This window comes from Escherichia sp. KTE96 (assembly GCF_000408525.1).
Lineage (GTDB): Bacteria > Pseudomonadota > Gammaproteobacteria > Enterobacterales > Enterobacteriaceae > Escherichia > Escherichia marmotae.
The window spans coordinates 1917774-1941744 of record NZ_KE137149.1 but is presented as its reverse complement, the minus strand read 5'-3'; the positions used below and the strand labels follow the sequence as shown (position 1 = coordinate 1941744).

Sequence of the window (23971 nt, the reverse complement as noted above, 5' to 3'; positions counted from 1 at the left end):
AGCATCGCATCCGACAATAAGTGCCGGATGCGGCCTACATTCACATGACGCTTTTTACATCTGACGGTTTTTATTGAAGTTAATCAAACTCCCCGCCTTGATAATTTCGCGCTCTTCGGCAGTCAGGTTCTCCATATAGAGTGTAATCTCCGTTACCGGCGCATCTTCATGGATCACGTAACCTTTGAACGTCGTACCGGGATTATCCAGCGCCGATTTAATGCCTGGAATATAAATGTAATCCCCCACGTCAAAGCTCGGCACTTCCACCATTTGCAGCGGTAACATCCCCCAGTTGATGACGTTAGAACGGTAACGTTTAGTCGCATATTCCTCAGCAATATTCGCCAGACCGCCAATTACACGCTGGCAGCTTGCCGCCTGTTCACGCGCAGAACCATCGCCTGGTTTGACCGCATAGACCATGCTGCCAATTTCAGTTTGCAGCGGATCAATATTTTCCTGACCAGCAATCTGCTTAATACGCGCAAACACCTCTGCCAGCTCGCTGATGTTCCCCGCCAGACGTTTATTTTCCAGCTCGGCAGTGGCTTTACTTCTGCCGACATAACCCGGATCGCGGCGTGACAAAGTAAACTCCGCCAGACCAATCGGATTTGAACGATACGAAGAGGTTTCACCGGAAGGAATCAATTCGTCGGTAGTGGTCACTTCGTCGAGGATCTTCGAACACACTTTAAGGACGATATTGTCAGTCAGCGCACCTAATTCTGGCCAGTCTTTGATGTTCGGCCCGTAGATCAGCGGTTGCTGAGTCGCCCCTTTCACAAAGCCCTGATAAACACGGTTTTTATACGGAGTTACATCGAAGGCGTACTCCGGCACGTTGCCCCAGCAGTCGAGTTCGCTGGCAGAAGTTAAGTACCCACCGTTTGCGGCAGTTGCGGCGATAGAACGAGCGTCCATCAACGCCACCGCTGACATTTGGCCATTGGCTGGCTTAGAGCCTTCACGGTTCGGGAAGTTACGCGTGGTGTGGCGAATACTCAAACCGTTGTTGATTGGCGTATCACCCGCGCCAAAACATGGGCCGCAGAATGCGGTTCTGATGATTGCGCCTGCGCCAATCAAATCCGCCACTACGCCTTTTTTGGCTAAATCCATAAACACCGGCTGTGATGACGGGTAAACCGCCAGCGAGAAAGTGTTGTTGCCACAAGATTGGCCGCGCAGCGCATTTGCTGCGGCGATGACGTTTTCATAGTTACCGCCAGAGCAACCCGCAATAATCCCCTGCTGCACTTTCAGGCGACCATTTTCCACTTTATCCAGCAGCGAGAGTTTGGCTTTACCATGCGCTACGCGTTCGGACTCAATTTCAATCTCACGCAGAATGTCAGTCAGATTCTGGTTCAGCGTGTCAATTTCATAGACGTTGCTCGGATGGAATGGCAGCGCAATCATTGGCTTGATGGCGCTTAAATCAACGCTAATACAGCCGTCGTAATAAGCCATTGGCTGTGGATTAAGCTGGCTGTAATCCTCACCGCGACCGTGCAGCGCCAGCCAGTTATGCACTTCGTCATCAGTTTGCCAGACGGAGCTTAAACAGGTGGTTTCAGTGGTCATCACGTCAACGCTGTTACGGAAATCGGTAGAGAGAGCCGCAACACCCGGCCCCACGAACTCCATCACTTTGTTTTTGACATAACCGTTTTTGAACACCGCGCCGATAATCGCCAGCGCCACATCCTGCGGCCCGACATAGGGGGCTGGTTTGCCGGTCAGATGTACCGCTACTACGCCCGGATAGTCGATATCCCAGGTGTCATTCAGCAGTTGCTTAACCAGCTCGCCGCCGCCTTCACCAACCGCCATCGTACCTAACGCACCGTAGCGGGTATGGCTGTCTGACCCGAGGATCATTTTTCCGCCGCCTGCCATCATCTCACGCATATATTGATGGATTACCGCAATGTGAGGAGGCACAAAAATACCGCCATAACGCTGAGCTGCCGATAAACCAAAAATATGGTCATCGCCATTAATAGTGCCACCCACTGCACACAATGAGTTATGGCAATTGGTCAGCACATACGGCAGCGGAAAACGCTCCATCCCGGAGGCTTTGGCGGTCTGAATAATCCCGACAAAGGTAATATCGTGTGAGGCCAATGAATCAAACTTAATTTTAAGTTTGTCCATATTTCCTGACGTATTATGGGAAGAGAGAATAGACCAGGAAATCGTGCCTTTTTTGGCTTCTTCTTTTTTTATTTCGCCAGTGAAATATTCTTCGGCAATTATTTCGTTATTACTGGCGAGAAACACGCCTTTTTCAGACAACTTGATCATCAGAGACTCCAGATATCTGCGCACCGTAAAGTGCGCAGAAAGATAATGAAGGGATATTTGAGAATATTTACAGCATGTTCCAGCCGATCAGCATATTCCACCACCATACACCGAGGGTGATATGTACCAGGAAAGTTAATATCGTCAGTACCGCACCGACCAACCACCAGGATTTAATATCGTTGTAACCCACGCCGAAGATGACCGGACCTGCCGCGCCGCCATAGTGAGTGACCATGCCGCCGTAGGAGTTGGAGAACAGCAGAGCCAACGCGGTTAACATTAACGGTGCACCGGAGACATTCGCCAGCATGGCAAATACCGGTAACATAGCTACGATATAGGCACTACCGGAAGCGAAGAAATAACGCACAATGATGCTAAGGAAAATAATCACGAAGAAGGCAACGTTACCGTGACCATCAAATGCCAGATTATTTTTAAAGACTTCGGCTAACCATTCAAAGAATTTTACTTTCGATAATAGTGAGCTTAAGCCGATAATACCGCCGTACCAGATTAAGGTATTCCAGCCGCCTTTATTTTTAACCACGTCTTCCCAGGTCACAATACCCAGCAGCAGCATGGTCGCCATAACAACAATAGCCACGGTAGATTCATCAACCCCAAGAGTCTTACTGAAAATCCATCCCAGCAGCGCCAGCACAAATACACCGAGCAGCATTTTTTCGCGAATTTTCATCGGCCCCAGTTCAGAAAGACCCGCTTTGGCGATGGTTTTGTTATCCACTTTTTTGATTTCTGGTGGATACATGGTGTAAATCACCAGTGGAGTGACCAGCAGCATAATGATGCCAGGCAAACCGGCAGCCAGCGCCCACCCACCCCAGCTAATTTGCAGGTGCAGAATGTCGTTGATCATTTTCAGCGCCAGGATGTTCCCCGCCATTGCGGTAAAGAACATATAGCTGGTGGTTTTGGTGACCATGTAAATGGACATCATCAGGTAATGCCCAACACGACGCGGGCTTTTTTCCGGTTCAGAACCCAGAGCCACCGCCACGCTGTTGATAATCGGCAATACGATACCGCCAGCACGCGCGGTGTTAGACGGTGTTGCCGGAGCCAGTACCAGATCGAGGAATACGGTAACGTAACCCAGTCCCAGGGTAGTGCTACCAATTTTACCAATCAGCAGATAAGCGATACGTTTACCTAAGCCGGTGGTAACAAACGCGGCGCTTAAGGTGAACGCAGAGAATACCAGCCAGGTTGTACCGGAAGAGTATCCACTTAGTACGGCGGTGGTTTTGAACTCTCCACCAGATAAGTTACCCACCACCACCATCGAGGCAGCAACCGCAATTAACAGCACGACAGGTTCCGGGAAAGGCTTGATGACCAGCCCTACAATTGCTGCCAGATAAATACCAAAAAGCACCCACGCCAGTTCACTTAATCCTGCCGGGGCTGGCATAAAGCCAATAATACACGGGATCGCTAATATAAGAATTAGCTTCCATAATGATTTTTTATTCATTTAATATCCTGCACTTTCTGTATTATTAATACAGAATTCCTTTATTGATTGTCCTTATCACGACAAAGAAATTTTTCAGGGAAGATAAACTTCACCGGAAAATATTTTTCTGGTCGTCCGAATAACAGATGCACGTAACGTTGTGGCATCCTGACCTTCATTACTTAAATGAACGTCAAGCGCACCACTGGGGTGTTCAATATTGATATTGCCGTAACCCACTGAAGGAACAATTTGCCGGGTGACCGTGCCTTCCAGCGCACAGCTACTGGATATGGCAATAGCTCCGGTTATCGCCAGCGCGCGATGACAAGAATGCGGCATAAAATAACGTACATTAATCGCACCGCCTTTCTGCGCTGGGGAAATAAGCACGGGTTTAGGAATTACCATATTACTGACATCTCCTAACCCCATTGCTTTACCGGCTTGCAGACGGATAGATTCAACACGGGCTAATAATGCTTTATCAGCATCTAATTCCACAGGCAATTCATAGCCTGTTTTTCCAAGATATTCAGCAGGAATAATGACCACCGGCATGGCCATATCGATACAGGTCACCGGAACATCGTCAAAATAATCAATCGGTTTATCCGTCGGGAAAACTTTTCCAGTTTTCGTCCCTGCGGCATTCAGGAAAGTGAGCGCGACCGGTGCGGCAGTTCCTGGCACGCCGTCAATTCTGGCGCTACCTTCGTACTCGACGACACCATTTGGCGTTTGCACATCAGCTTCGATGAGTGTGTCAGTATTGACGTTGCGGATACGCACGCGAGTAACCGGTGACGTTGCAGTGATCAAACCATTTTCAATCGCGAATGCCCCAACGCCAGACAACATATTGCCGCAGTTAGGCGTAGTATCGACACGCTGCTCATGGACGATTACCTGTGCAAACAAATAATCGACATCAGCACGCGAATCGCTGGAACGGCTAATAATGGCGACTTTACTGGTCAGCGGATTACCGCCGCCGATACCGTCAATTTCCAGATCATTCCCGGAACCCATAATTGCCATCAATATTTTATCGCGCTGCGTTTGATCTTCGGGTAAATGTTCCGCTAACAGGAACGCCCCCCTCGAGGTTCCACCTCGCATCATCACGCAGGGTATTTTTTTCATAATAATGCCCTCAATTTAAAAACATAACTTATTGCGATATGGTCACATTAAGGGCAAAGCATCTCTAATGACTTTAGCTCAACGATTAATAACATTTTTTCATTAATTTAAGTAATTAAATTGCAGTTAAACTGTTTAACTGTAAATTACTAAAAAGCACAGGTTCCATTTTTCGGAGTAGTAATGAAGCATGAATTATCAAGTATGAAGGCGTTTGTCACGCTGGCAGAGTCCAGTTCATTTAACAACGCCGCTAAATTACTTAATATTACGCAACCTGCATTAACACGCAGAATAAAAAAGATGGAAGAGGATTTACATATCCAGCTCTTTGAGCGTACAACTCGCAAGGTTACTTTAACAAAAGCGGGAAAAATGCTGCTACCAGAGGCTCGGGGATTAATAAATAAATTTGATGAAACTCTTTTTAATATTCGCGGCATGAATGCTCATCATCGAGGTATGGTGACATTAGCGTGTATTCCAACCGCGGTGTTCTATTTTTTACCGTTGGCGATCGGCAAATTTAATGAGCTATATCCCAATATTAAAGTGCGGATTCTGGAACAAGGCACGAATAATTGCATGGAGTCGGTGCTATGTAACGAGTCTGACTTTGGCATAAACATGAACAACATCACAAATTCATCCATTGATTTTACCCCACTGGTCAACGAGCCGTTCGTGCTGGCCTGTCGGCGTGACCATCCATTAGCCAAAAAGCAGCTAGTGGAATGGCAGGAACTGGCGGGTTACAAAATGATTGGTGTACGCTCCTCCAGCGGCAACCGACTGCTGATTGAGCAAAAACTGGCCGACAAGCCCTGGAAGCTGGACTGGTTTTACGAAGTGCGTCATCTTTCGACGTCATTAGGACTGGTTGAGGCGGGGTTGGGGATTTCGCCGCTTCCTGGTCTGGCAATGCCCCATGCGCCCTATTCTTCTATCATCGGTATTCCGCTGGTGGAACCGGTTATTCGTCGGACATTGGGGATTATTCGCCGCAAAGATGCCGTACTTTCTCCAGCGGCAGAACGCTTTTTTGCCTTACTGATTAATTTGTGGACTGACGATAAAGACAATTTGTGGACCAATATCGTCGAACGCCAGAGACATGCGTTACAGGAGATGAGTTAATACACCCGGCGCAATAGATTCAGCGCCGGGTAAGTCAACGGTTAGTGTGCGTTCACCACTACCCACATTGGCCCCTGTCCGACCGCATAGCGACCTTTTTCATGCAGCAGCCCCTGCTCACCGACAATTTCGTACACTGAGATGTGGTGAGATTTTTGTCCGGCAGCAATCAGGTACTTGCCGCTGTGATCGACGTTAAAGCCGCGCGGCTGGGTTTCAGTTGGCTGGAAGCCCTCTTTACTTAACACACTGCCATCTTCCGAGACGCTGAAGACGGTAATCAGGCTGGCGGTACGGTCACAAGCATATAAATGTCGACCATCCGGAGTGATATGAATATCAGCCGCCCAACGGGTGTCGGAAAAGTTTTCCGGCATCATATCCAGGGTCTGTACACATTCGATATTGCCGTGCGGATCTTTCAGTTCCCAGACATCAACTGAGCTGTTTAATTCATTGACACAATAAGCATATTGTTCGTTTGGATGGAACACCATATGACGTGGGCCGGCACCTTCGACGGTAGTCACTTCTGCCGGATCCTGCGCCACCAGATGACCGTCATCGCTGACCGTAAACAGGCAAATACGATCCTGCTTTAATGCCGGAACCCACAGCGTGCGGTTATCCGGCGAAATATTGGCGGAATGGCAGCCGTCCAGTCCCTCAACCACATCGACCACGCCCACTGGCAGGCCATCTTCCAGACGCGTTACGCTTACATTGCCTGCGTTGTAAGAGCCGACAAAAACAAATTGTCCCTGATGATCGGTGGAAATATGGGTCGGGCTACCCGGCAACGCCGACTCTGCGGCGAATGTCAGTGCGCCATCGTCTGGTGCAATGCGATACGCCAGTACGCGAAACTCCGGACGAACGCCAACATAGAGATAACGCTTATCCGGGCTGACCACCATCGGCTGCACCTGCCCCGGGACATCAACAACCTGTGTCAGCGTCAGTGCGCCTTCATGATTCAGGTTCCAGACGTGAATTTGCTGACTCTCAGGGCTGGCGATATAAACGGTTTGCTTCATGAATGCTCCTTTGCATTTAGCAACTGACTGTAACAGCTAAAATTAGTCGCTTTTGGCGGTGAATGCTGAATTAAAGCGCAGAATTTTGTCCGATAGTGGTATCGGTGTACCATTCACTTAGACGAAAATTCTTAACCTTAATCTGGAAAACGCCATGACCACACGCGTGATTGCTCTCGACTTAGACGGCACCTTATTGACCCCGAAAAAGACCCTACTTCCTTCATCAATAGAAGCACTTGCCCGCGCTCGCGAGGCTGGCTATCAATTGATTATCGTCACGGGTCGCCATCACGTCGCTATCCACCCTTTTTATCAGGCACTGGCGCTGGATACACCTGCTATTTGCTGTAATGGCACCTATTTGTATGATTATCATGCAAAAACTGTGTTGGAAGCTGACCCAATGCCCGTCAACAAGGCCTTGCAACTCATTGAGATGTTGAATGAACACCACATTCACGGTCTGATGTATGTGGATGATGCGATGGTTTATGAGCACCCGACCGGGCATGTTATTCGTACCTCTAACTGGGCACAGACACTGCCACCGGAACAACGTCCGACTTTTACCCAGGTAGCCTCACTGGCCGAGACGGCACAAGAAGTTAATGCGGTGTGGAAATTCGCTCTGACGCACGATGATCTGCCGCAATTGCAGCATTTTGGTAAACATGTTGAACACGAGTTGGGGTTGGAGTGTGAATGGTCCTGGCACGATCAGGTTGATATTGCGCGCGGCGGTAATAGTAAAGGCAAACGTCTGACGAAATGGATTGAAGCACAAGGCTGGTCAATGGAAAACGTGATTGCATTTGGCGATAACTTTAATGATATCAGTATGCTGGAAGCTGCTGGCACAGGTGTGGCAATGGGCAATGCTGATGACGCGGTAAAAGCTCGCGCCAACATTGTGATTGGTGACAATACCACTGACAGCATTGCCCAGTTCATTTATAGCCACCTGATTTAATCAGGCAGTTATCGACACACTTTTAATTTGCGCGTACAGCCACAGACCCGGTCTGATTGCCAGTTCGTCCCTGGCCCACGGGCTAATACGCGCCCACAGCGTTTTACCGCCGACTTCCAGTTCGACTTCCACCTGACCATTATCGTCATAACTGTTGACCACTTTTGCGCGCAACACGTTGCGGATGCTGGTTTGCTGCGGTGGTTGTAAAACCAGAGAGACATCGGATGCCTGAATGCGAATCCGTAGCGCGGCTTGCAGCGGTTCGTCCAGCTTATTAACCCACAAATGCTGATCGCCCAGCGCCAGCGCGGTCATCGCATAATGCGGGTGATGCTCCAGTACCGTCACTTTCAGAATGCTGCTTTGTTGCTCTTTCGGCAGCCACGGATTCATCACGCTACTGCCCCAGACGTCTTCCAGTGCACCAAAGGCTTTCACCTGACCGTTTTCCAGCACCATAACCCGGTCTGCCAGATGAAGGATCTCATCCAGTGAATGGCTGACATAGAGCATTGGAATGTTGATTTCCCGCGTCAAACGTTGCAAATAAGGCAACAGTTCGCGTTTACGCGGAATATCCAGCGACGCCAGCGGTTCATCCAGTAACAGTAATTCCGGAGCCGTCAGCAAGGCCCGACCAATCGCCACGCGCTGTTTTTCGCCCCCGGAAAGACTGCCCGGTAAGCGGTCAAGCAAGGGTTCAATACCTAAAAGCGCCACCAGTTTGTCGAACTGATCGACCATGCTTTTCGCCATGCCATAGCGCAGATTGCCACGCACTTTGTAATGCGGAAACAGCCGCGCATCCTGAAAAACATAGCCAACGCGACGCTTTTCCGGCGTCAGGCAGATACCTTTTTCGGCATCATTTAATACCCGACCATTGAGAACAATTCGCCCTTTTTGCGGACGAGTCAGCCCACTGATAGCGTTAATTAGCGAGGTTTTTCCCGCACCGGAAACACCAAAGATAGCGGTGATGCCATTAGCTGGCAGCTTTTCATTAATGGTCAGGCAATGGTTGCCCAAAGTCTGGGAAAAATTCAATTCCAGCATGATTAACGCCCCGCCCGTTCACGACTGATTCTGGCCAGCCATTCCGAGATCAGCAGGGAGATCATCGCCAGCGCAATAGAGATAATACAAAGTCTTGCCGCGCCGCTTTCGCCGCCAGGAGTCTGGATCAGGGTATACATGGCAGAAGGAATGGTCCGCGTTTCGCCAGGAATGTTCGAAACAAAGGTGATGGTGGCGCCAAATTCACCGAGCGAACGTGCGAAAGCCAGTACCGTACCGACGATAATTCCCGGCAACGTCAGCGGTAAGGTAATAGTAAAGAAAACGCGCCAACGCCCGGCCCCCAGCGTTCTTGCGGCCTGTTCCAGTTTGACATCAACCCCTTCCAGCGCCAGACGAATCGCCCGCACCATCAGTGGAAAAGACATGACTGCGGCAGCGAGGACTGCGCCACGCCAGCTAAACGCGAAGGTAATGCCAAACCAGTCATACAGACGTTCACCGATAAATCCGCGTCGCCCCATCGAAACTAACAGCAAGTAACCGACGACCACTGGCGGTAACACCAGAGGTAGATGCAGTACACTGTCGAGCAGAGCTTTGCCCGGAAACGTGCAGCGCACCAGTAACCAGGCAAAAAAGATCCCAAACGGCAGGCTAAACAGCACAGCCAGGGAAGAAACTTTCAGGCTTAATAAAACTGCCTGCCATTCTGGATCGGTCAGTATCATTACTTAGTTGTAAATCCGTAACGTTTAAAGATTTCCGCTGCCTGCGGTCCCTTCAGATAATCGTAAAATGCTTTCACTGTCGCATTGTTATGCCCTTCCACGACAGCAACCGGATATTCCACTTTTTTATGCGAATCTTCCGGGAAGGTAGCAACCACTTTTACCCCTTTGCTGGCAACCGCGTCAGAACCGTAAACAATGCCCAGCGGTGCTTCATTGCGTTCAACCAGCGCCAGTGCCCCGCGAACATCTTCTGCCGGAGCCAGTTTCGGGGAGAGGGTATCCCATGCGCCCAGTTTTTGCAGAGCTTCTTTCGCATAAATGCCAGCCGGAACATGTTCCGGATCACCAACAGCCAGGCGACCGCCATTCAGTAAAGTGGTCCAGTTAGTTTTGCTATCGATGGTGAACTCTTTCTGCTCGCTGGTTTTCGGTGCTACAACGACCAGGCTATTGCCGAGCAATGTCTGACGCGTGGCGGTATCAATCCCTTTTTTATCAATTGCATAATCCATCCATTTCTGATCGGCAGAAATAAACAGATCCGCTGGTGCGCCAGCTTCAATCTGACGAGCTAAGGTAGAAGAAGAGGCAAAAGAAGAAACGACATCCACGCCCTTCTCTTTTTTATACTGTGTGGCGATATCCTGCATCGCGTTGGTCAGTGATGCTGCAGCAAAAACCGTGATTTTCCCTTCATCCGCCAACGCGTTGCCAGCAACGGTGAAAGAGAGCGCCGCCCCGGCAAACAGGTTTAACCATTTACGAGCCATTTGTAACCCCTTTATTTAACGTTATGTAGGCGTCAATATAACGGCAAGTTCAGAATTTTCCCAGCAGTTATTGTTAACCTTTGAGAGGTAGTTAGAAAAAATATCGGCAGGAAAAGCAGGAAGTTGAGGAAAAAGAAAATGCCCGACTGAGCGGGCATTCATGGAATCAATGATTTTGTCCGGGCTGGTCTTTTTTACCAACACCAGAAAAGATGTTGAATACTTCACCAAGACCGTAAATCAGACCCAGGATGATGGCCATCACAACAGGTACCATGATTACGGCGAATACCAGACTTTTTAATAACTCTAACATGGTCAACTCCAGATATAGTCCTGTCATTATTCTAACCGCTAAGTACAGAAAAGCACTCCCCTTTTGTGCGGTCAGCTTTGCGTGGCGCTCATTTTCCGTCACAATAAGACTTTTGCCAGGACATTGTTATGCAGGCCGAAATCCTTCTCACTCTTAAGCTTCAACAAAAGCTCTTTGCCGACCCACGCCGCATTTCGCTACTAAAGCACATCGCGCTTTCCGGTTCCATCAGCCAGGGGGCAAAAGATGCCGGTATCAGCTATAAAAGCGCCTGGGATGCCATTAACGAGATGAATCAGTTAAGTGAGCATACGCTGGTTGAGCGTGCAACGGGTGGAAAAGGCGGCGGCGGTGCGGTACTGACCCGCTATGGTCAGCGGCTGATTCAGCTTTACGATCTTCTCGCCCAGATCCAGCAAAAAGCCTTTGATGTGTTAAGTGACGATGACGCCCTGCCGCTGAACAGCCTGCTGGCAGCTATCTCACGTTTCTCACTGCAAACCAGCGCCCGTAACCAATGGTTCGGCACCATCACCGCACGCGATCATGATGACGTTCAACAGCATGTTGATGTCTTACTGGCCGACGGCAAAACACGGTTAAAAGTCGCAATTACCGCGCAAAGTGGCGCGCGTCTGGGGCTGGATGAAGGCAAAGAAGTGTTGATTCTGCTGAAAGCGCCGTGGGTGAACATTACCCAGGATGACACGGTGGCCCAGGGTGCCGACAACCAATTACCGGGTATTATTAGTCATATTGAGCGCGGCGCGGAACAGTGCGAAGTATTAATGGCGTTACCAGACGGGCAAACCCTGTGCGCCACGGTGCCGGTAAATGAAGCCGCATCTCTTAAGCAAGGGCAAAATGTCACGGCTTACTTTAACGCCGACAGTGTGATTATCGCCACGCTGTGTTAAGCGTGTTGACAATTTGTTATGAAACACGTATCCCTGTCAGTAATCGCTGCACAAAATGGGATACAAAATGTCATCGTTGCAAATTTTGCAAGGCACGTTTCGTCTTAGCGACACAAAAACGCTGCAATTGCATCAGCTAAATTTAAACGCGGGTGATAGTTGGGCGTTTGTCGGTTCTAACGGTAGCGGGAAGTCGGCGCTGGCTCGCGCGCTGGCAGGTGAACTTCCGCTATTGAAAGGCGAACGGCAAAGCCAGTTTTCCCACATCACTCGTCTCTCCTTCGAGCAATTGCAAAAGCTCGTCAGCGATGAATGGCTGCGTAATAACACCGATATGCTCAGCCCTGGCGAAGATGACACCGGGCGCACCACGGCAGAGATCATTCAGGATGAAGTTAAGGATACTCAGCGTTGCGCTCAACTGGCGCAACAGTTCAGCATTACCGCTCTCCTCGACCGACGTTTTAAATATCTTTCTACTGGCGAAACGCGCAAAACCCTTTTGTGTCAGGCGCTGATGTCGGAGCCTGACTTGCTGATTTTAGATGAACCGTTCGATGGTCTTGATGTTGCCTCACGTCAGCAACTGGCAGAACTACTCGCTTCGTTACATCAGTCAGGGATTACTCTGGTATTGGTACTCAATCGCTTCGATGAGATCCCGGAATTTGTCCAGTTTGCCGGTGTGCTGGCGGATTGCACATTAACGGAAGCTGGCGCTAAAGAGGAACTGCTCCGGCAGGCTCTCGTCGCCCAACTGGCACACAGTGAGCGGCTTGATGGCGTGCATCTACCAGAGCCGGATGAGCCTTCAGCACGTCACACCTTACCCGCCAGCGAACCACGAATTGTACTAAACAACGGCGTGGTTTCTTATAACGATCGCCCTATTCTTAACAACCTTAGCTGGCAGGTGAATCCTGGTGAACACTGGCAAATTGTCGGGCCAAATGGCGCGGGAAAATCGACGTTATTAAGCCTGATTACTGGCGATCATCCGCAAGGTTACAGCAACGATTTGACGCTTTTCGGACGGCGTCGCGGCAGCGGTGAAACCATCTGGGATATCAAAAAGCATATCGGTTACGTCAGCAGTAGTTTGCATCTGGATTACCGCGTCAGTACTACCGTGCGCAACGTGATCCTTTCTGGTTATTTTGATTCCATTGGCATTTATCAGGCCGTTTCAGATCGCCAGAAAAAACTGGTGCAACAGTGGCTGGATATTCTCGGCATTGATAAACGCACCGCTGACGCGCCCTTCCATAGTCTTTCCTGGGGACAGCAGCGTCTGGCGTTAATCGTGCGGGCGTTGGTGAAGCATCCTACATTGCTTATTCTCGATGAACCTTTACAAGGGCTTGACCCGCTGAATCGCCAGCTTATCCGCCGTTTTGTGGATATACTGATTAGCGAAGGTGAAACGCAGTTGTTGTTTGTTTCGCACCACGCTGAAGATGCACCAGCCTGTATTACCCATCGGCTGGAGTTCGTGCCGGATGGCGACCTCTATCGCTATGCGCTGACAAAAATAAGCTAAGTCTGTAATGCTGACTGTGCCGGATGCGGCGTAAACGCCTAATCCGGCCTACGGTTAGACACATCCAGGCATGAAAACACCTCTTTTTTCAGATAAAAGACGCAATCATTCACCAACTCTCTGTTTTATAATCGCTTAATCGCACATAAAAGATGGCTAAATTCTTGTGTAAACGATTCCACTAATTTATTCCATGTCACACTTTTCGCATCTTTGTTATGCTATGGTTATTTCATACCATAAGCCTGATGGAGCGAATTATGAGAGTTCTGGTTACCGGTGGTAGCGGTTACATTGGAAGTCATACCTGTGTGCAATTACTGCAAAACGGTCATGATGTCATCATTCTTGATAACCTCTGTAACAGTAAGCGCAGTGTACTGCCTGTTATCGAGCGTTTAGGCGGCAAACATCCGACATTTATTGAAGGCGATATTCGCAACGAAGCGTTGATGACCGAGATCCTGCACGATCACGCTATCGATACCGTGATCCACTTCGCCGGGCTGAAAGCCGTTGGCGAGTCGGTACAAAAACCGCTGGAATATTACGATAACAACGTCAATGGCACCCTGCGTCTGATTAGCGCCATGCGCGCCGCGAACGTCAAAAACTTTATCTTCAGCTCCTCCGCCACCGTCTATGGCGATCAACCCAAAATTCCTTACGTTGAGAGCTTCCCGACCGGCACACCGCAAAGCCCTTACGGCAAAAGCAAGCTGATGGTGGAACAGATCCTTACCGACCTGCAAAAAGCCCAGCCGGACTGGAGCATTGCTCTGCTGCGCTACTTCAACCCGGTTGGTGCGCATCCGTCGGGCGATATGGGCGAAGATCCGCAAGGTATTCCGAATAACCTGATGCCATATATCGCCCAGGTTGCTGTAGGCCGTCGCGACTCTCTGGCTATTTTTGGTAACGATTATCCGACCGAAGATGGCACTGGTGTTCGCGATTACATCCACGTAATGGATCTGGCGGACGGTCACGTCGTGGCGATGGAAAAACTGGCGAACAAGCCAGGCGTACACATCTACAACCTCGGTGCAGGCGTAGGCAGCAGCGTGCTGGACGTGGTTAATGCCTTCAGTAAAGCCTGCGGCAAGCCGGTTAACTATCATTTTGCACCGCGCCGTGCGGGCGACCTCCCGGCCTACTGGGCGGATGCCAGCAAAGCCGACCGCGAACTGAACTGGCGCGTAACGCGCACACTCGATGAAATGGCGCAGGACACCTGGCACTGGCAGTCACGCCATCCACAGGGATATCCCGATTAAGGAACGACCATGACGCAATTTAATCCCGTTGATCATCCACATCGCCGCTATAACCCGCTCACCGGGCAATGGATTCTGGTTTCACCGCATCGCGCAAAGCGCCCCTGGCAGGGGGCGCAGGAAACGCCAGCTAAACAGGTGTTGCCTGCGCACGATCCTGATTGCTTCCTCTGCGCAGGTAATGTGCGGGTTACAGGCGATAAAAACCCCGATTACACCGGGACTTACGTTTTCACCAATGACTTTGCGGCATTGATGTCTGACACGCCAGATGCACCAGAAAGCAACGATCCTCTGATGCGTTGCCAGAGCGCACGTGGCACCAGCAGGGTGATCTGCTTTTCACCGGATCACAGTAAAACGCTGCCAGAGTTAAGCGTTGCCGCGTTGACGGAAATCGTCAAAACCTGGCAGGAACAAACCGCAGAGCTGGGAAAAACGTACCCGTGGGTGCAGGTGTTTGAAAACAAAGGGGCGGCAATGGGCTGCTCGAACCCGCATCCGCACGGACAGATTTGGGCAAATAGCTTCCTGCCTAACGAAGCTGAGCGCGAAGACCGCCTGCAAAAAGAATATTTCGCCCAACAGAAATCCCCCATGCTGGTGGATTATGTCCAGCGTGAACTGGCTGATGGTAGCCGTACCGTTGTTGAAACCGAACACTGGTTAGCCGTGGTGCCTTACTGGGCTGCCTGGCCGTTCGAAACGTTGCTGCTGCCCAAAGCCCATGTTCTGCGGATCACCGATTTGACCGACGCCCAGCGCAGCGATCTGGCACTGGCGTTGAAAAAGCTGACCAGTCGTTATGACAATCTTTTCCAGTGCTCCTTCCCTTACTCGATGGGCTGGCACGGTGCGCCGTTTAATGGCGAAGAGAACCAACACTGGCAGTTGCACGCGCACTTTTATCCACCTCTGTTACGCTCTGCCACCGTGCGTAAATTTATGGTCGGTTATGAAATGCTGGCAGAAACCCAGCGAGACCTGACAGCAGAACAGGCAGCAGAGCGTTTGCGTGCAGTCAGCGATATCCATTTTCGCGAATCCGGAGTGTAAGAAATGAGTCTGAAAGAAAAAACACAATCTCTGTTTGCCAACGCATTTGGCTACCCTGCCACTCATACCATTCAGGCGCCTGGCCGCGTGAATCTAATTGGCGAACACACCGACTACAACGATGGTTTTGTTCTGCCCTGCGCGATTGATTATCAAACGGTAATTAGCTGTGCGCCGCGTGATGATCGCAAAGTACGCGTTATGGCTGCCGATTATGAAAATCAGATTGACGAGTTTTCCCTTGATGCGCCCATTGTCGCGCATGACAGCTACCAATGGGCCAACTATGTCCGTGGCGTGGTGAAACATCTGCAACTGCGCAATAACAGCTTTGGTGGCGTGGACATGGTGATCAGCGGCAACGTGCCGCAGGGTGCCGGGTTAAGTTCTTCCGCTTCGCTGGAAGTCGCAGTCGGTACTGTATTGCAACAGCTTTACCATCTGCCGCTGGACGGCGCACAAATCGCGCTTAACGGTCAGGAAGCTGAAAACCAGTTTGTGGGCTGTAACTGCGGGATCATGGATCAGTTGATTTCCGCTCTGGGCAAGAAAGATCATGCATTATTGCTCGACTGCCGCTCACTGGGGACTAAAGCTGTTTCCATGCCGAAAGGTGTGGCGGTGGTGATTATCAACAGTAACTTCAAACGCACTCTGGTCGGCAGCGAATACAACACCCGCCGTGAACAGTGTGAAACCGGTGCGCGTTTCTTCCAACAGCCAGCCCTGCGCGATGTCACCATTGAAGAGTTCAACGCCGTAGCGCATGAACTGGATCCGATCGTCGCAAAACGCGTGCGTCACGTTCTGACCGAAAACGCCCGTACCGTTGAAGCTGCCAACGCGCTGGAGCAAGGCGACCTGAAACGTATGGGTGAGTTGATGGCGGAGTCTCATGCCTCTATGCGCGATGATTTCGAAATCACCGTACCGCAAATTGACACCCTGGTAGAAATCGTAAAAGCAGTGATTGGCGACAAAGGGGGCGTGCGCATGACCGGTGGTGGGTTTGGCGGCTGTATTGTTGCGCTGATCCCGGAAGAACTGGTGCCTGCAGTACAGCACGCTGTTGCTGAACAATATGAAGCAAAAACAGGCATTAAAGAGACTTTTTACGTGTGTAAACCATCACAAGGAGCAGGACAGTGCTGAATGAAACTCCCGCACTGGCACCCGATGGTCAGCCGTACCGACTGTTAACTTTGCGTAACAACGCAGGGATGGTAGTCACGCTGATGGACTGGGGTGCAACTTTACTTTCCGCCCGTATTCCGCTTTCCGATGGCAGCGTCCGCGAGGCGCTGCTCGGCTGTGCCAGCCCGGAATGCTATCAGGATCAGGCCGCATTTCTGGGGGCCTCTATTGGTCGCTATGCCAACCGTATCGCCAATAGCCGTTATACCTTTGACGACGAAACTGTCACGCTGTTGCCAAGTCAGGGTGTCAACCAGCTACACGGCGGCCCGGAAGGATTCGATAAACGTCGCTGGCAGATTGTAAATCAGAACGATCGTCAGGTGCTGTTTGCCCTGACTTCAGAAGATGGCGATCAGGGCTTTCCGGGTAATCTCGGCGCGACGGTGCAGTATCGTCTGACCGATGATAACCGTATCTCTATCACCTATCGCGCCACGGTTGATAAACCTTGCCCGGTGAATATGACTAACCACGTCTATTTCAACCTCGACGGTGAACAGTCTGACGTGCGTAATCACAAGCTGCAGATTCTGGCTGACGAATATCTGCCGGTAGATGAAAGCGGTATTCCGCACGACGGACTGAAATCTGTTGCCGGTACGTCTTTTGATTTCCGCAGCGCCAAAATCATCGCCAGTGAGTTTCTTGCCGACGAAGATCAGCGCAAAGTGAAAGGTTACGATCACGCGTTCTTGTTGCAGGCCAAAGGCGATGGCAAGAAAGTGGCAGCGCATGTCTGGTCAGCAGATGAGAAATTGCAGCTTAAGGTCTACACCACCGCTCCGGCTTTGCAATTTTACTCCGGCAACTTCCTTGGTGGCACACCCTCACGGGGAACAGAACCTTACGCCGACTGGCAAGGTCTGGCGCTGGAAAGCGAGTTTTTGCCGGACAGCCCGAACCATCCTGAATGGCCACAGCCGGACTGTTTCTTACGCCCAGGCGAAGAGTATTCCAACCTGACGGAATATCAGTTTATTGCACAGTGACTTCAAGCCCTCAATATGAGGGCTTTCTCATCGTATCGTTCATCTTGCCAGCAAATGAAGACATATTTGCAACTCAATATTCACAACAACCTTACACTGCGACACTATTTTCGCTATGGTTATGCGTAAGCATTGCTGTTGTTATCCCACGGCAATATAATGAGAATTATTATCATTAAATAATGATTTGAGGAGTAAGTATATGGCTGTAACTAAGCTGGTTCTGGTTCGTCATGGCGAAAGCCAGTGGAATAAAGAAAACCGTTTCACCGGTTGGTACGACGTGGATCTGTCTGAGAAAGGCGTAAGCGAAGCAAAAGCAGCAGGCAAGCTGCTGAAAGAGGAAGGTTACAGCTTTGACTTTGCTTACACCTCTGTGCTGAAGCGCGCTATCCATACTCTGTGGAATGTGCTGGACGAACTGGATCAGGCATGGCTGCCCGTTGAGAAATCCTGGAAATTGAACGAACGTCACTACGGTGCGTTGCAGGGTCTGAACAAAGCGGAAACCGCTGAAAAATATGGCGACGAGCAGGTGAAACAGTGGCGTCGTGGTTTTGCGGTAACTCCGCCGGAACTGACTAAAGATGATGAGCGTTATCCGGGCCACGATCCGCGTTACGCTAAACTGAGCGAAAAAGAGCTGCCGCTGACGGAAAGCCTGGCGCTGACCATTGACCGCGTGATCCCTTACTGGAATGAAACCATTCTGCCACGCATGAAGAGCGGTGAGCGCGTGATCATCGCGGCACATGGTAACTCCCTGCGTGCGCTGGTGAAATATCTCGATAACATGAGTGAAGAAGAGATCCTTGAGCTGAATATCCCGACTGGCGTACCGCTGGTGTATGAGTTTGACGAAAACTTCAAACCTCTGAAACGTTATTACCTGGGTAATGCTGACGAGATCGCGGCGAAAGCAGCGGCCGTTGCGAACCAGGGTAAAGCAAAGTAAGCGTAATCCGTTGAAAAAATGAGAAAGCCGACTGCAAGTGAGTCGGCTTTTTTTGTTTTTGCACAAGGCGTACGTAACTAACAACGGAGCACATTGCCTGATGCGACGCTACGCGTCTTATCAGGCCTACAAACGTACAGTCATGGCGATTCGCAGGTCGGGACTATAAACCTTATCCGCGACGTGCTTTTACGGCGTTCGCCAGTTGACGTAACAGAGAGTCGGTATCTTCCCAGCCAATGCAGGCATCGGTGATGCTCTTGCCATAGGCCAGCGGCTCACCGCTTTCCAGACTCTGGTTCCCTTCAACCAGGTGACTTTCCACCATCACGCCAATAATGGCATTTTCACCACCGGCAATCTGCTGGCAAACGTCAGCGCAAACTTCCATCTGCTTTTTGAATTGTTTGGACGAATTTGCATGGCTGAAATCAATCATCACCTGCGCCGGTAAACCCGCTTTTTTCAGCCCTTCTTTCACTTCAGCAACGTGTTTCGCACTGTAGTTAGGCTCTTTACCGCCGCGCAGAATGATATGGCAATCGCCGTTACCGCTGGTATTCACAATTGCCGAATGACCCCATTTGGTCACTGACAGGAAGCAGTGTGGCGCACCAGCAGCATTAATGGCATCAATAGCCACTTTAATCGTGCCATCGGTGCCATTTTTGAATCCTACCGGGCAAGAAAGACCAGACGCCAGTTCACGGTGAACCTGCGATTCGGTTGTACGTGCGCCAATTGCGCCCCAACTCATCAGGTCGGCCAGATACTGCGGGGTGATCATATCGAGAAACTCACCTGCTGCTGGCAGGCCACTATCGTTAATGTCGAGCAGCAATTTACGAGCAATGCGCAAACCGTCGTTGATCTGGAAACTGTTATCCATATGCGGATCGTTGATCAACCCTTTCCAACCCACTGTCGTACGCGGCTTTTCAAAATAGACACGCATGACGATTTCCAGCTCGTCTTTCAGCTCTTCACGCAGCGCCAGCAAGCGGGTTGCATACTCTTTAGCGGCTACAGGATCATGAATTGAACAAGGGCCAATCACCACTAACAGGCGATCATCATTACCTTTCAGGATCTTGTGGATCGCTTTACGGGCATGGGCAACCGTATTCGCGGCATTTTCGGTAGCGGGGAATTTTTCCAGCAGTGCGACAGGCGGAAGTAACTCTTTGATTTCTTTGATGCGTAAATCGTCGTTCTGATAATTCATGTCTGTTCCAGTGTTGCCATACTTAATTTAGTGAATGCAATAGTTCCAATCTATATCTTCCGTCAGAATGTGTAAACGGGGTTTTACACTATGAACGGAATAATCCTGGAATTAGCAAGAAAAACGCCAGATTGTCGCGAAAAACGAGATCTCACCTACAATTTCTAACTGTAACTTCTTTGTTTATTAATTTTTTCAAGATTCTCTGCTGGATTTATTCTTCTGGCTGAAATCTTAAACCATTGCCTGACAATCACCTGCAAATGCACTGTTGGAAGAGGTTATCCGACATAACGACCATAACAGGAGCATCGTATGAAAATGACAAAACTGGCCACTCTATTTCTGACTGCCACTCTTAGTCTTGCCAGCGGAGCTGCACTGGCTGCCGATAGCGGCGCACAAACTAATAACGGCCAGGCAAACGCTGCGGCTGATGCGGGCCAGGTTGCCCCAGATGCCCGTGAAAATGTCGCGCCAAATAACGTCGATAATAGCGGGGTTAATAGCAACTCGGGCGGCACCATGCTGCACCCGAACGGTTCATCAATGGATAATGATGGCATGACCAAAGATGAAGAGCACAAAAATACGATGTGCAAAGATGGTCGCTGTCCGGACATCAATAAAAAAGTCCAAACCGGTGATGGCATCAACAATGATGTCGATACCAAAACCGACGGTACAACACAGTAATCCTGCAATAAAGCCAATACAGGGAGAGCGGAGTCTCTCCCTTTTAATTTTTCCCTTCTAAAAGCAGTATGATGTCGTAAAGTTAAGTGAGATTAATTAAGGGATGACTCGTCATGGCGCACTCACACACTTCCGCACATCTGCCAGAAGATAATAATGCTCGTCGCTTGTTATATGCTTTCGGCGTTACCGCCGGTTTTATGCTGGTTGAAGTTATTGGCGGCTTTCTTTCCGGTTCTCTGGCATTGCTGGCTGATGCGGGTCATATGCTGACCGATACTGCCGCCCTGCTTTTCGCCCTACTTGCCGTTCAATTTTCCCGTCGTCCCCCCACCATTCGCCATACTTTCGGCTGGCTTCGATTGACCACCCTCGCGGCGTTTGTAAATGCCATCGCCCTGGTGGTGATTACTATTTTGATTGTCTGGGAGGCGATAGAACGCTTCCGCACGCCACGTCCGGTTGAAGGCGGTATGATGATGACTATTGCCGTGGCTGGATTGCTGGCGAATGTGCTTTCTTTCTGGTTGCTGCATCGTGGCAGTGAAGAGAAAAATCTCAATGTACGCGCGGCAGCGTTGCATGTCCTGGGGGATCTGCTGGGTTCTGTCGGCGCTATCATCGCGGCGTTGATTATTATCTGGATCGGGTGGACGCCTGCTGACCCTATTCTTTCCATTCTCGTTTCACTTCTGGTTCTGCGCAGTGCCTGGCGATTATTGAAAGACAGCGTGAATGAATTACTTGAAGGTGCGCCGGTTTCGCTGGATATCGCTGAACTGAAGCGCCGCATGTGCCGGGAAATCCCGGAAGTGCGCAATGTGCATCATGTACACGTGTGGATGGTGGGCGAGAAGCCAGTAATGACGCTGCATGTGCAGGTGATCCCGCCACACGATCACGACGCATTGTTGGACAAGATCCAACACTATCTGATGGACAACTATCAGATTGAGCACGCCACGATTCAGATGGAATATCAGCCTTGTCATGGGCCGGATTGCCACCTTAATCAAGGGGTTTCCGGCCATTCACATCATCACCATTAATGAGACAGCGCGCGTGAACCTCTTTCGCGTGCGCTGTTTATCCACATCCGGCTGCCGTTCAGGGCAATAAAGGTCAGGATCAGATACTCCAGCGACATGGCATAAACCCCCTGCAAGGCGAAAATCACCACGCTGATCACGTTAATAATGACCCACAGTAACCAGTTTTCGACGTATTTACGTGTCATCAGGATCATTGCCACGATGGAGAGTACCATCATGCAGGAATCCCAGAATGGGAAGGCGTCTGGTTGCAATTCTGGCATCGCCACTTGTAGACCCAACGCTTGCATAATCATTACCGCCACGCGGGTCAGGAACGCAAATACCGGGTTGATAAATACCGTCATCAGACCAATGGCAACGACGCAAACAACCAACCAGGTTAATGCCTTCGGCAGTGGCAGCCAGCGAATTTTCAACTCGGCTTCATGCTGACTGGTTTGTCGCGACCAGGCATACCAGCCATAAATGTTAGCGGCAAAGAAAAATACCTGCAGCAGTAAGCTGGCATACAATTGAATCTGAAAGAAAATAATGCCAAACAAGGTAACGTTGATCAGACCAAAAAAGTAGTTGCTGATCTTCTCCAGGCTGGCAAGGCCAATACACAGTAACCCAGCGATCGTCCCTACCGCTTCGATCCATGAGAGATCGTAACCGCCAGTACCGATCGGTATATGAACCAGAATGTTCTGTGTGCTAAAAAAATCCATCTTTCCTCCAATGCGTAGCATGATGCCTTATTGTCAGCTATCCACGTAGTGTAGCCGCAAAATCCAGCATACGGTTGAGCGGCACCAGCGCCCTCTCTCGCAGCTTTTCATCAACATGAACCTCGTGTTTGCTTCCTCCCTGTTCTAATGCCTCTGCGATGGCCTGGAGGCCATTCATGGCCATCCACGGGCAATGCGCACAGCTACGGCAGGTTGCACCCTCGCCAGCGGTTGGCGCTTCCAGTAGCTCCTTGTCAGGCACCGCTTGCTGCATTTTGTAGAAGATCCCCCGATCCGTCGCCACAATAAGCCGTTGATGCGGCAATGTTTTCGCAGCATTGATCAACTGACTTGTGGAACCGACCGCATCGGCCATATCGACAATGGCCTGGGGTGACTCCGGATGTACCAGTATGGCAGCGTCAGGGTATTGTTTTTGTAAGTGGGTTAACGCCTGAGTCTTAAACTCATCATGAACGATGCAGGCACCTTGCCAGCATAAGATGTCTGCGCCCGTCTGTTTTTGCACGTAACGCCCCAAATGTTTGTCTGGTGCCCAGATGATTTTTTCCCCCAAACTATCCAGATGATCAATAAGTTCGACGGCAATGCTTGAAGTCACCACCCAATCTGCACGCGCTTTTACCGCAGCAGACGTGTTAGCGTAGACGACGACAGTACGATCGGGATGGGCATCACAAAATGCGTTAAATTCTTCAATGGGGCACCCGAGATCCAGTGAACATTCGGCCTTAAGTGTGGGCATCAGAATTGTTTTTTCCGGGCTGAGGATTTTGGCGGTTTCTCCCATAAATCTCACCCCAGCAACTAACAGCGTAGAAGCAGGATGCTTTGCACCAAAGCGCGCCATTTCCAGCGAATCGGAAATGCAGCCGCCGGTTTCCTCCGCCAGTTGTTGGATTTCAGGGTCGGTGTAGTAGTGGGCGACCATAACCGCATTATGTTCTTTCAGCAGGTGTTTTATTTTCTCGCGGTAATACGCTTTTTCATCAATGCTTAACGGCGTCGGCTTTGCTGGGAAAGGATAAATCGCTGCTTCAGGATCAAACATCACGCTCATCTTGCTATCTCGTTTTGCAGACTTAACATTTAAACCGATATGAAGCGTGATATCGCTATTACCGATTTCATTTGTTTTATATGCTAAACAAGATAACCGAATGGCAGGGAAAAGTCACAAGAATTACGTACGTGATATTGGATGCAACGCTTTGCGCTTATCCGACCTACATAAGGTTATTCACTCATCAAGCGTGGGAACTTACGAATTAAAATCGAGGGATGTTAAGATAGCAAAAAGGCACTTTTAGGGTGCCTTTTCACATTGGTGGGTCGTGCAGGATTCGAACCTGCGACCAATTGATTAAAAGTCAACTGCTCTACCAACTGAGCTAACGACCC

General features: G+C 50.1%; 22 protein-coding genes and 1 tRNA gene. 11 read left to right on the top strand and 12 right to left on the bottom strand.

Annotation, left to right across the window (positions count from 1 at the left end):
- Nucleotides 1-54: 54 nt before the first annotated feature.
- The 3 genes from A1WG_RS05530 to A1WG_RS05540 form a co-directional block, all read right to left on the bottom strand.
- Nucleotides 55-2316: a hydratase gene (locus A1WG_RS05530; protein WP_001516021.1), complete on the bottom strand. Its 2262-nt coding sequence runs from the start codon at nt 2314-2316 to the stop codon at nt 55-57.
- A 67-nt stretch (nt 2317-2383) separates the two neighbouring features.
- Nucleotides 2384-3817, bottom strand: a complete 1434-nt coding sequence (locus tag A1WG_RS05535; RefSeq protein WP_001036492.1) for an anion permease — start codon at nt 3815-3817, stop codon at nt 2384-2386.
- A gap of 75 nt (nt 3818-3892) precedes the next feature.
- On the bottom strand, nt 3893-4945 hold the full coding sequence (locus A1WG_RS05540; protein ID WP_001516020.1) for a 4-oxalomesaconate tautomerase: 1053 nt from the start codon (nt 4943-4945) through the stop codon (nt 3893-3895).
- Nucleotides 4946-5128: 183 nt separating this feature from the next.
- Between A1WG_RS05540 and A1WG_RS05545 the strand changes: the two genes are divergently transcribed.
- Entirely contained in the window at nt 5129-6082 is a 954-nt protein-coding gene (locus A1WG_RS05545) for a LysR family transcriptional regulator (RefSeq protein WP_016242612.1), read from the top strand.
- A gap of 41 nt (nt 6083-6123) precedes the next feature.
- On the opposite strand, the gene pgl is transcribed toward A1WG_RS05545, so the two are convergent.
- On the bottom strand, nt 6124-7119 hold the full coding sequence (gene pgl / locus A1WG_RS05550; protein ID WP_000815435.1) for a 6-phosphogluconolactonase: 996 nt from the start codon (nt 7117-7119) through the stop codon (nt 6124-6126).
- 154 nt (nt 7120-7273) lie between these two features.
- Here pgl and ybhA point away from each other — a divergent pair, with 154 nt between their 5' ends.
- A complete protein-coding gene (gene ybhA / locus A1WG_RS05555) occupies nt 7274-8092 on the top strand; it encodes a bifunctional pyridoxal phosphate/fructose-1,6-bisphosphate phosphatase (RefSeq protein ID WP_000213424.1) in 819 nt (272 codons plus the stop codon).
- Here the strand turns inward: ybhA and modC are convergent, their stop codons facing one another.
- From modC to acrZ, 4 genes are all read right to left on the bottom strand, one after another.
- The gene (gene modC / locus A1WG_RS05560; RefSeq protein WP_000891658.1) at nt 8093-9151 is read right to left on the bottom strand and encodes a molybdenum ABC transporter ATP-binding protein ModC; all 1059 of its coding nucleotides are present in this window, start codon (nt 9149-9151) and stop codon (nt 8093-8095) included.
- 2 nt (nt 9152-9153) lie between these two features.
- The gene (gene modB, locus A1WG_RS05565) at nt 9154-9843 is read right to left on the bottom strand and encodes a molybdate ABC transporter permease subunit (protein WP_000604034.1); all 690 of its coding nucleotides are present in this window, start codon (nt 9841-9843) and stop codon (nt 9154-9156) included.
- Nucleotides 9843-10616, bottom strand: a complete 774-nt coding sequence (modA, locus tag A1WG_RS05570; RefSeq protein WP_001516017.1) for a molybdate ABC transporter substrate-binding protein — start codon at nt 10614-10616, stop codon at nt 9843-9845. The genes modB and modA overlap by 1 nt, the downstream gene beginning before the upstream one ends.
- A 166-nt stretch (nt 10617-10782) precedes the next feature.
- Nucleotides 10783-10932: a multidrug efflux pump accessory protein AcrZ gene (acrZ, locus tag A1WG_RS05575; RefSeq protein ID WP_000891515.1), complete on the bottom strand. Its 150-nt coding sequence runs from the start codon at nt 10930-10932 to the stop codon at nt 10783-10785.
- Nucleotides 10933-11060: 128 nt separating this feature from the next.
- Between acrZ and modE the strand changes: the two genes are divergently transcribed.
- From modE to gpmA, 7 genes are all read left to right on the top strand, one after another.
- On the top strand, nt 11061-11849 hold the full coding sequence (gene modE / locus A1WG_RS05580) for a molybdenum-dependent transcriptional regulator (protein WP_001147452.1): 789 nt from the start codon (nt 11061-11063) through the stop codon (nt 11847-11849).
- A gap of 67 nt (nt 11850-11916) precedes the next feature.
- A complete protein-coding gene (gene modF / locus A1WG_RS05585; protein WP_001516016.1) occupies nt 11917-13389 on the top strand; it encodes a molybdate ABC transporter ATP-binding protein ModF in 1473 nt (490 codons plus the stop codon).
- Nucleotides 13390-13649: 260 nt separating this feature from the next.
- The gene (galE, locus tag A1WG_RS05590; protein ID WP_001516015.1) at nt 13650-14666 is read left to right on the top strand and encodes a UDP-glucose 4-epimerase GalE; all 1017 of its coding nucleotides are present in this window, start codon (nt 13650-13652) and stop codon (nt 14664-14666) included.
- Between the two features lie 9 nt (nt 14667-14675).
- Entirely contained in the window at nt 14676-15722 is a 1047-nt protein-coding gene (galT, locus tag A1WG_RS05595) for a galactose-1-phosphate uridylyltransferase (protein ID WP_000191515.1), read from the top strand.
- A 3-nt stretch (nt 15723-15725) separates the two neighbouring features.
- Complete coding sequence (gene galK, locus A1WG_RS05600) at nt 15726-16874, top strand: galactokinase (RefSeq protein WP_001516014.1); 1149 nt, start codon at nt 15726-15728, stop codon at nt 16872-16874.
- Nucleotides 16868-17908, top strand: coding sequence for a galactose-1-epimerase (gene galM / locus A1WG_RS05605; protein ID WP_001516013.1), 1041 nt, complete (start codon nt 16868-16870; stop codon nt 17906-17908). Before galK ends, galM begins: the two co-directional genes overlap by 7 nt.
- A 202-nt stretch (nt 17909-18110) precedes the next feature.
- Nucleotides 18111-18863, top strand: coding sequence for a 2,3-diphosphoglycerate-dependent phosphoglycerate mutase (gene gpmA / locus A1WG_RS05610; protein ID WP_001295305.1), 753 nt, complete (start codon nt 18111-18113; stop codon nt 18861-18863).
- 172 nt (nt 18864-19035) lie between these two features.
- On the opposite strand, the gene aroG is transcribed toward gpmA, so the two are convergent.
- Complete coding sequence (gene aroG / locus A1WG_RS05615; protein ID WP_001109190.1) at nt 19036-20088, bottom strand: 3-deoxy-7-phosphoheptulonate synthase AroG; 1053 nt, start codon at nt 20086-20088, stop codon at nt 19036-19038.
- 315 nt (nt 20089-20403) lie between these two features.
- Between aroG and A1WG_RS05620 the strand changes: the two genes are divergently transcribed.
- Together A1WG_RS05620 and zitB are read left to right on the top strand one after the other, a co-directional pair.
- Nucleotides 20404-20784, top strand: coding sequence for a YbgS-like family protein (locus tag A1WG_RS05620; RefSeq protein WP_000784357.1), 381 nt, complete (start codon nt 20404-20406; stop codon nt 20782-20784).
- 113 nt (nt 20785-20897) lie between these two features.
- Nucleotides 20898-21833, top strand: a complete 936-nt coding sequence (zitB, locus tag A1WG_RS05625; protein WP_001516012.1) for a CDF family zinc transporter ZitB — start codon at nt 20898-20900, stop codon at nt 21831-21833.
- Here zitB and pnuC read toward each other — a convergent pair.
- The 3 genes from pnuC to A1WG_RS05640 all read right to left on the bottom strand — a co-directional run bounded on the left by pnuC (nt 21830) and on the right by A1WG_RS05640 (nt 23971).
- On the bottom strand, nt 21830-22549 hold the full coding sequence (pnuC, locus tag A1WG_RS05630) for a nicotinamide riboside transporter PnuC (protein ID WP_001516011.1): 720 nt from the start codon (nt 22547-22549) through the stop codon (nt 21830-21832). The two genes, zitB and pnuC, sit on opposite strands and share 4 nt — an antisense overlap.
- A 37-nt stretch (nt 22550-22586) precedes the next feature.
- Nucleotides 22587-23630, bottom strand: a complete 1044-nt coding sequence (nadA, locus tag A1WG_RS05635; RefSeq protein ID WP_001516010.1) for a quinolinate synthase NadA — start codon at nt 23628-23630, stop codon at nt 22587-22589.
- A 265-nt stretch (nt 23631-23895) separates the two neighbouring features.
- Nucleotides 23896-23971, bottom strand: a tRNA-Lys gene (locus A1WG_RS05640).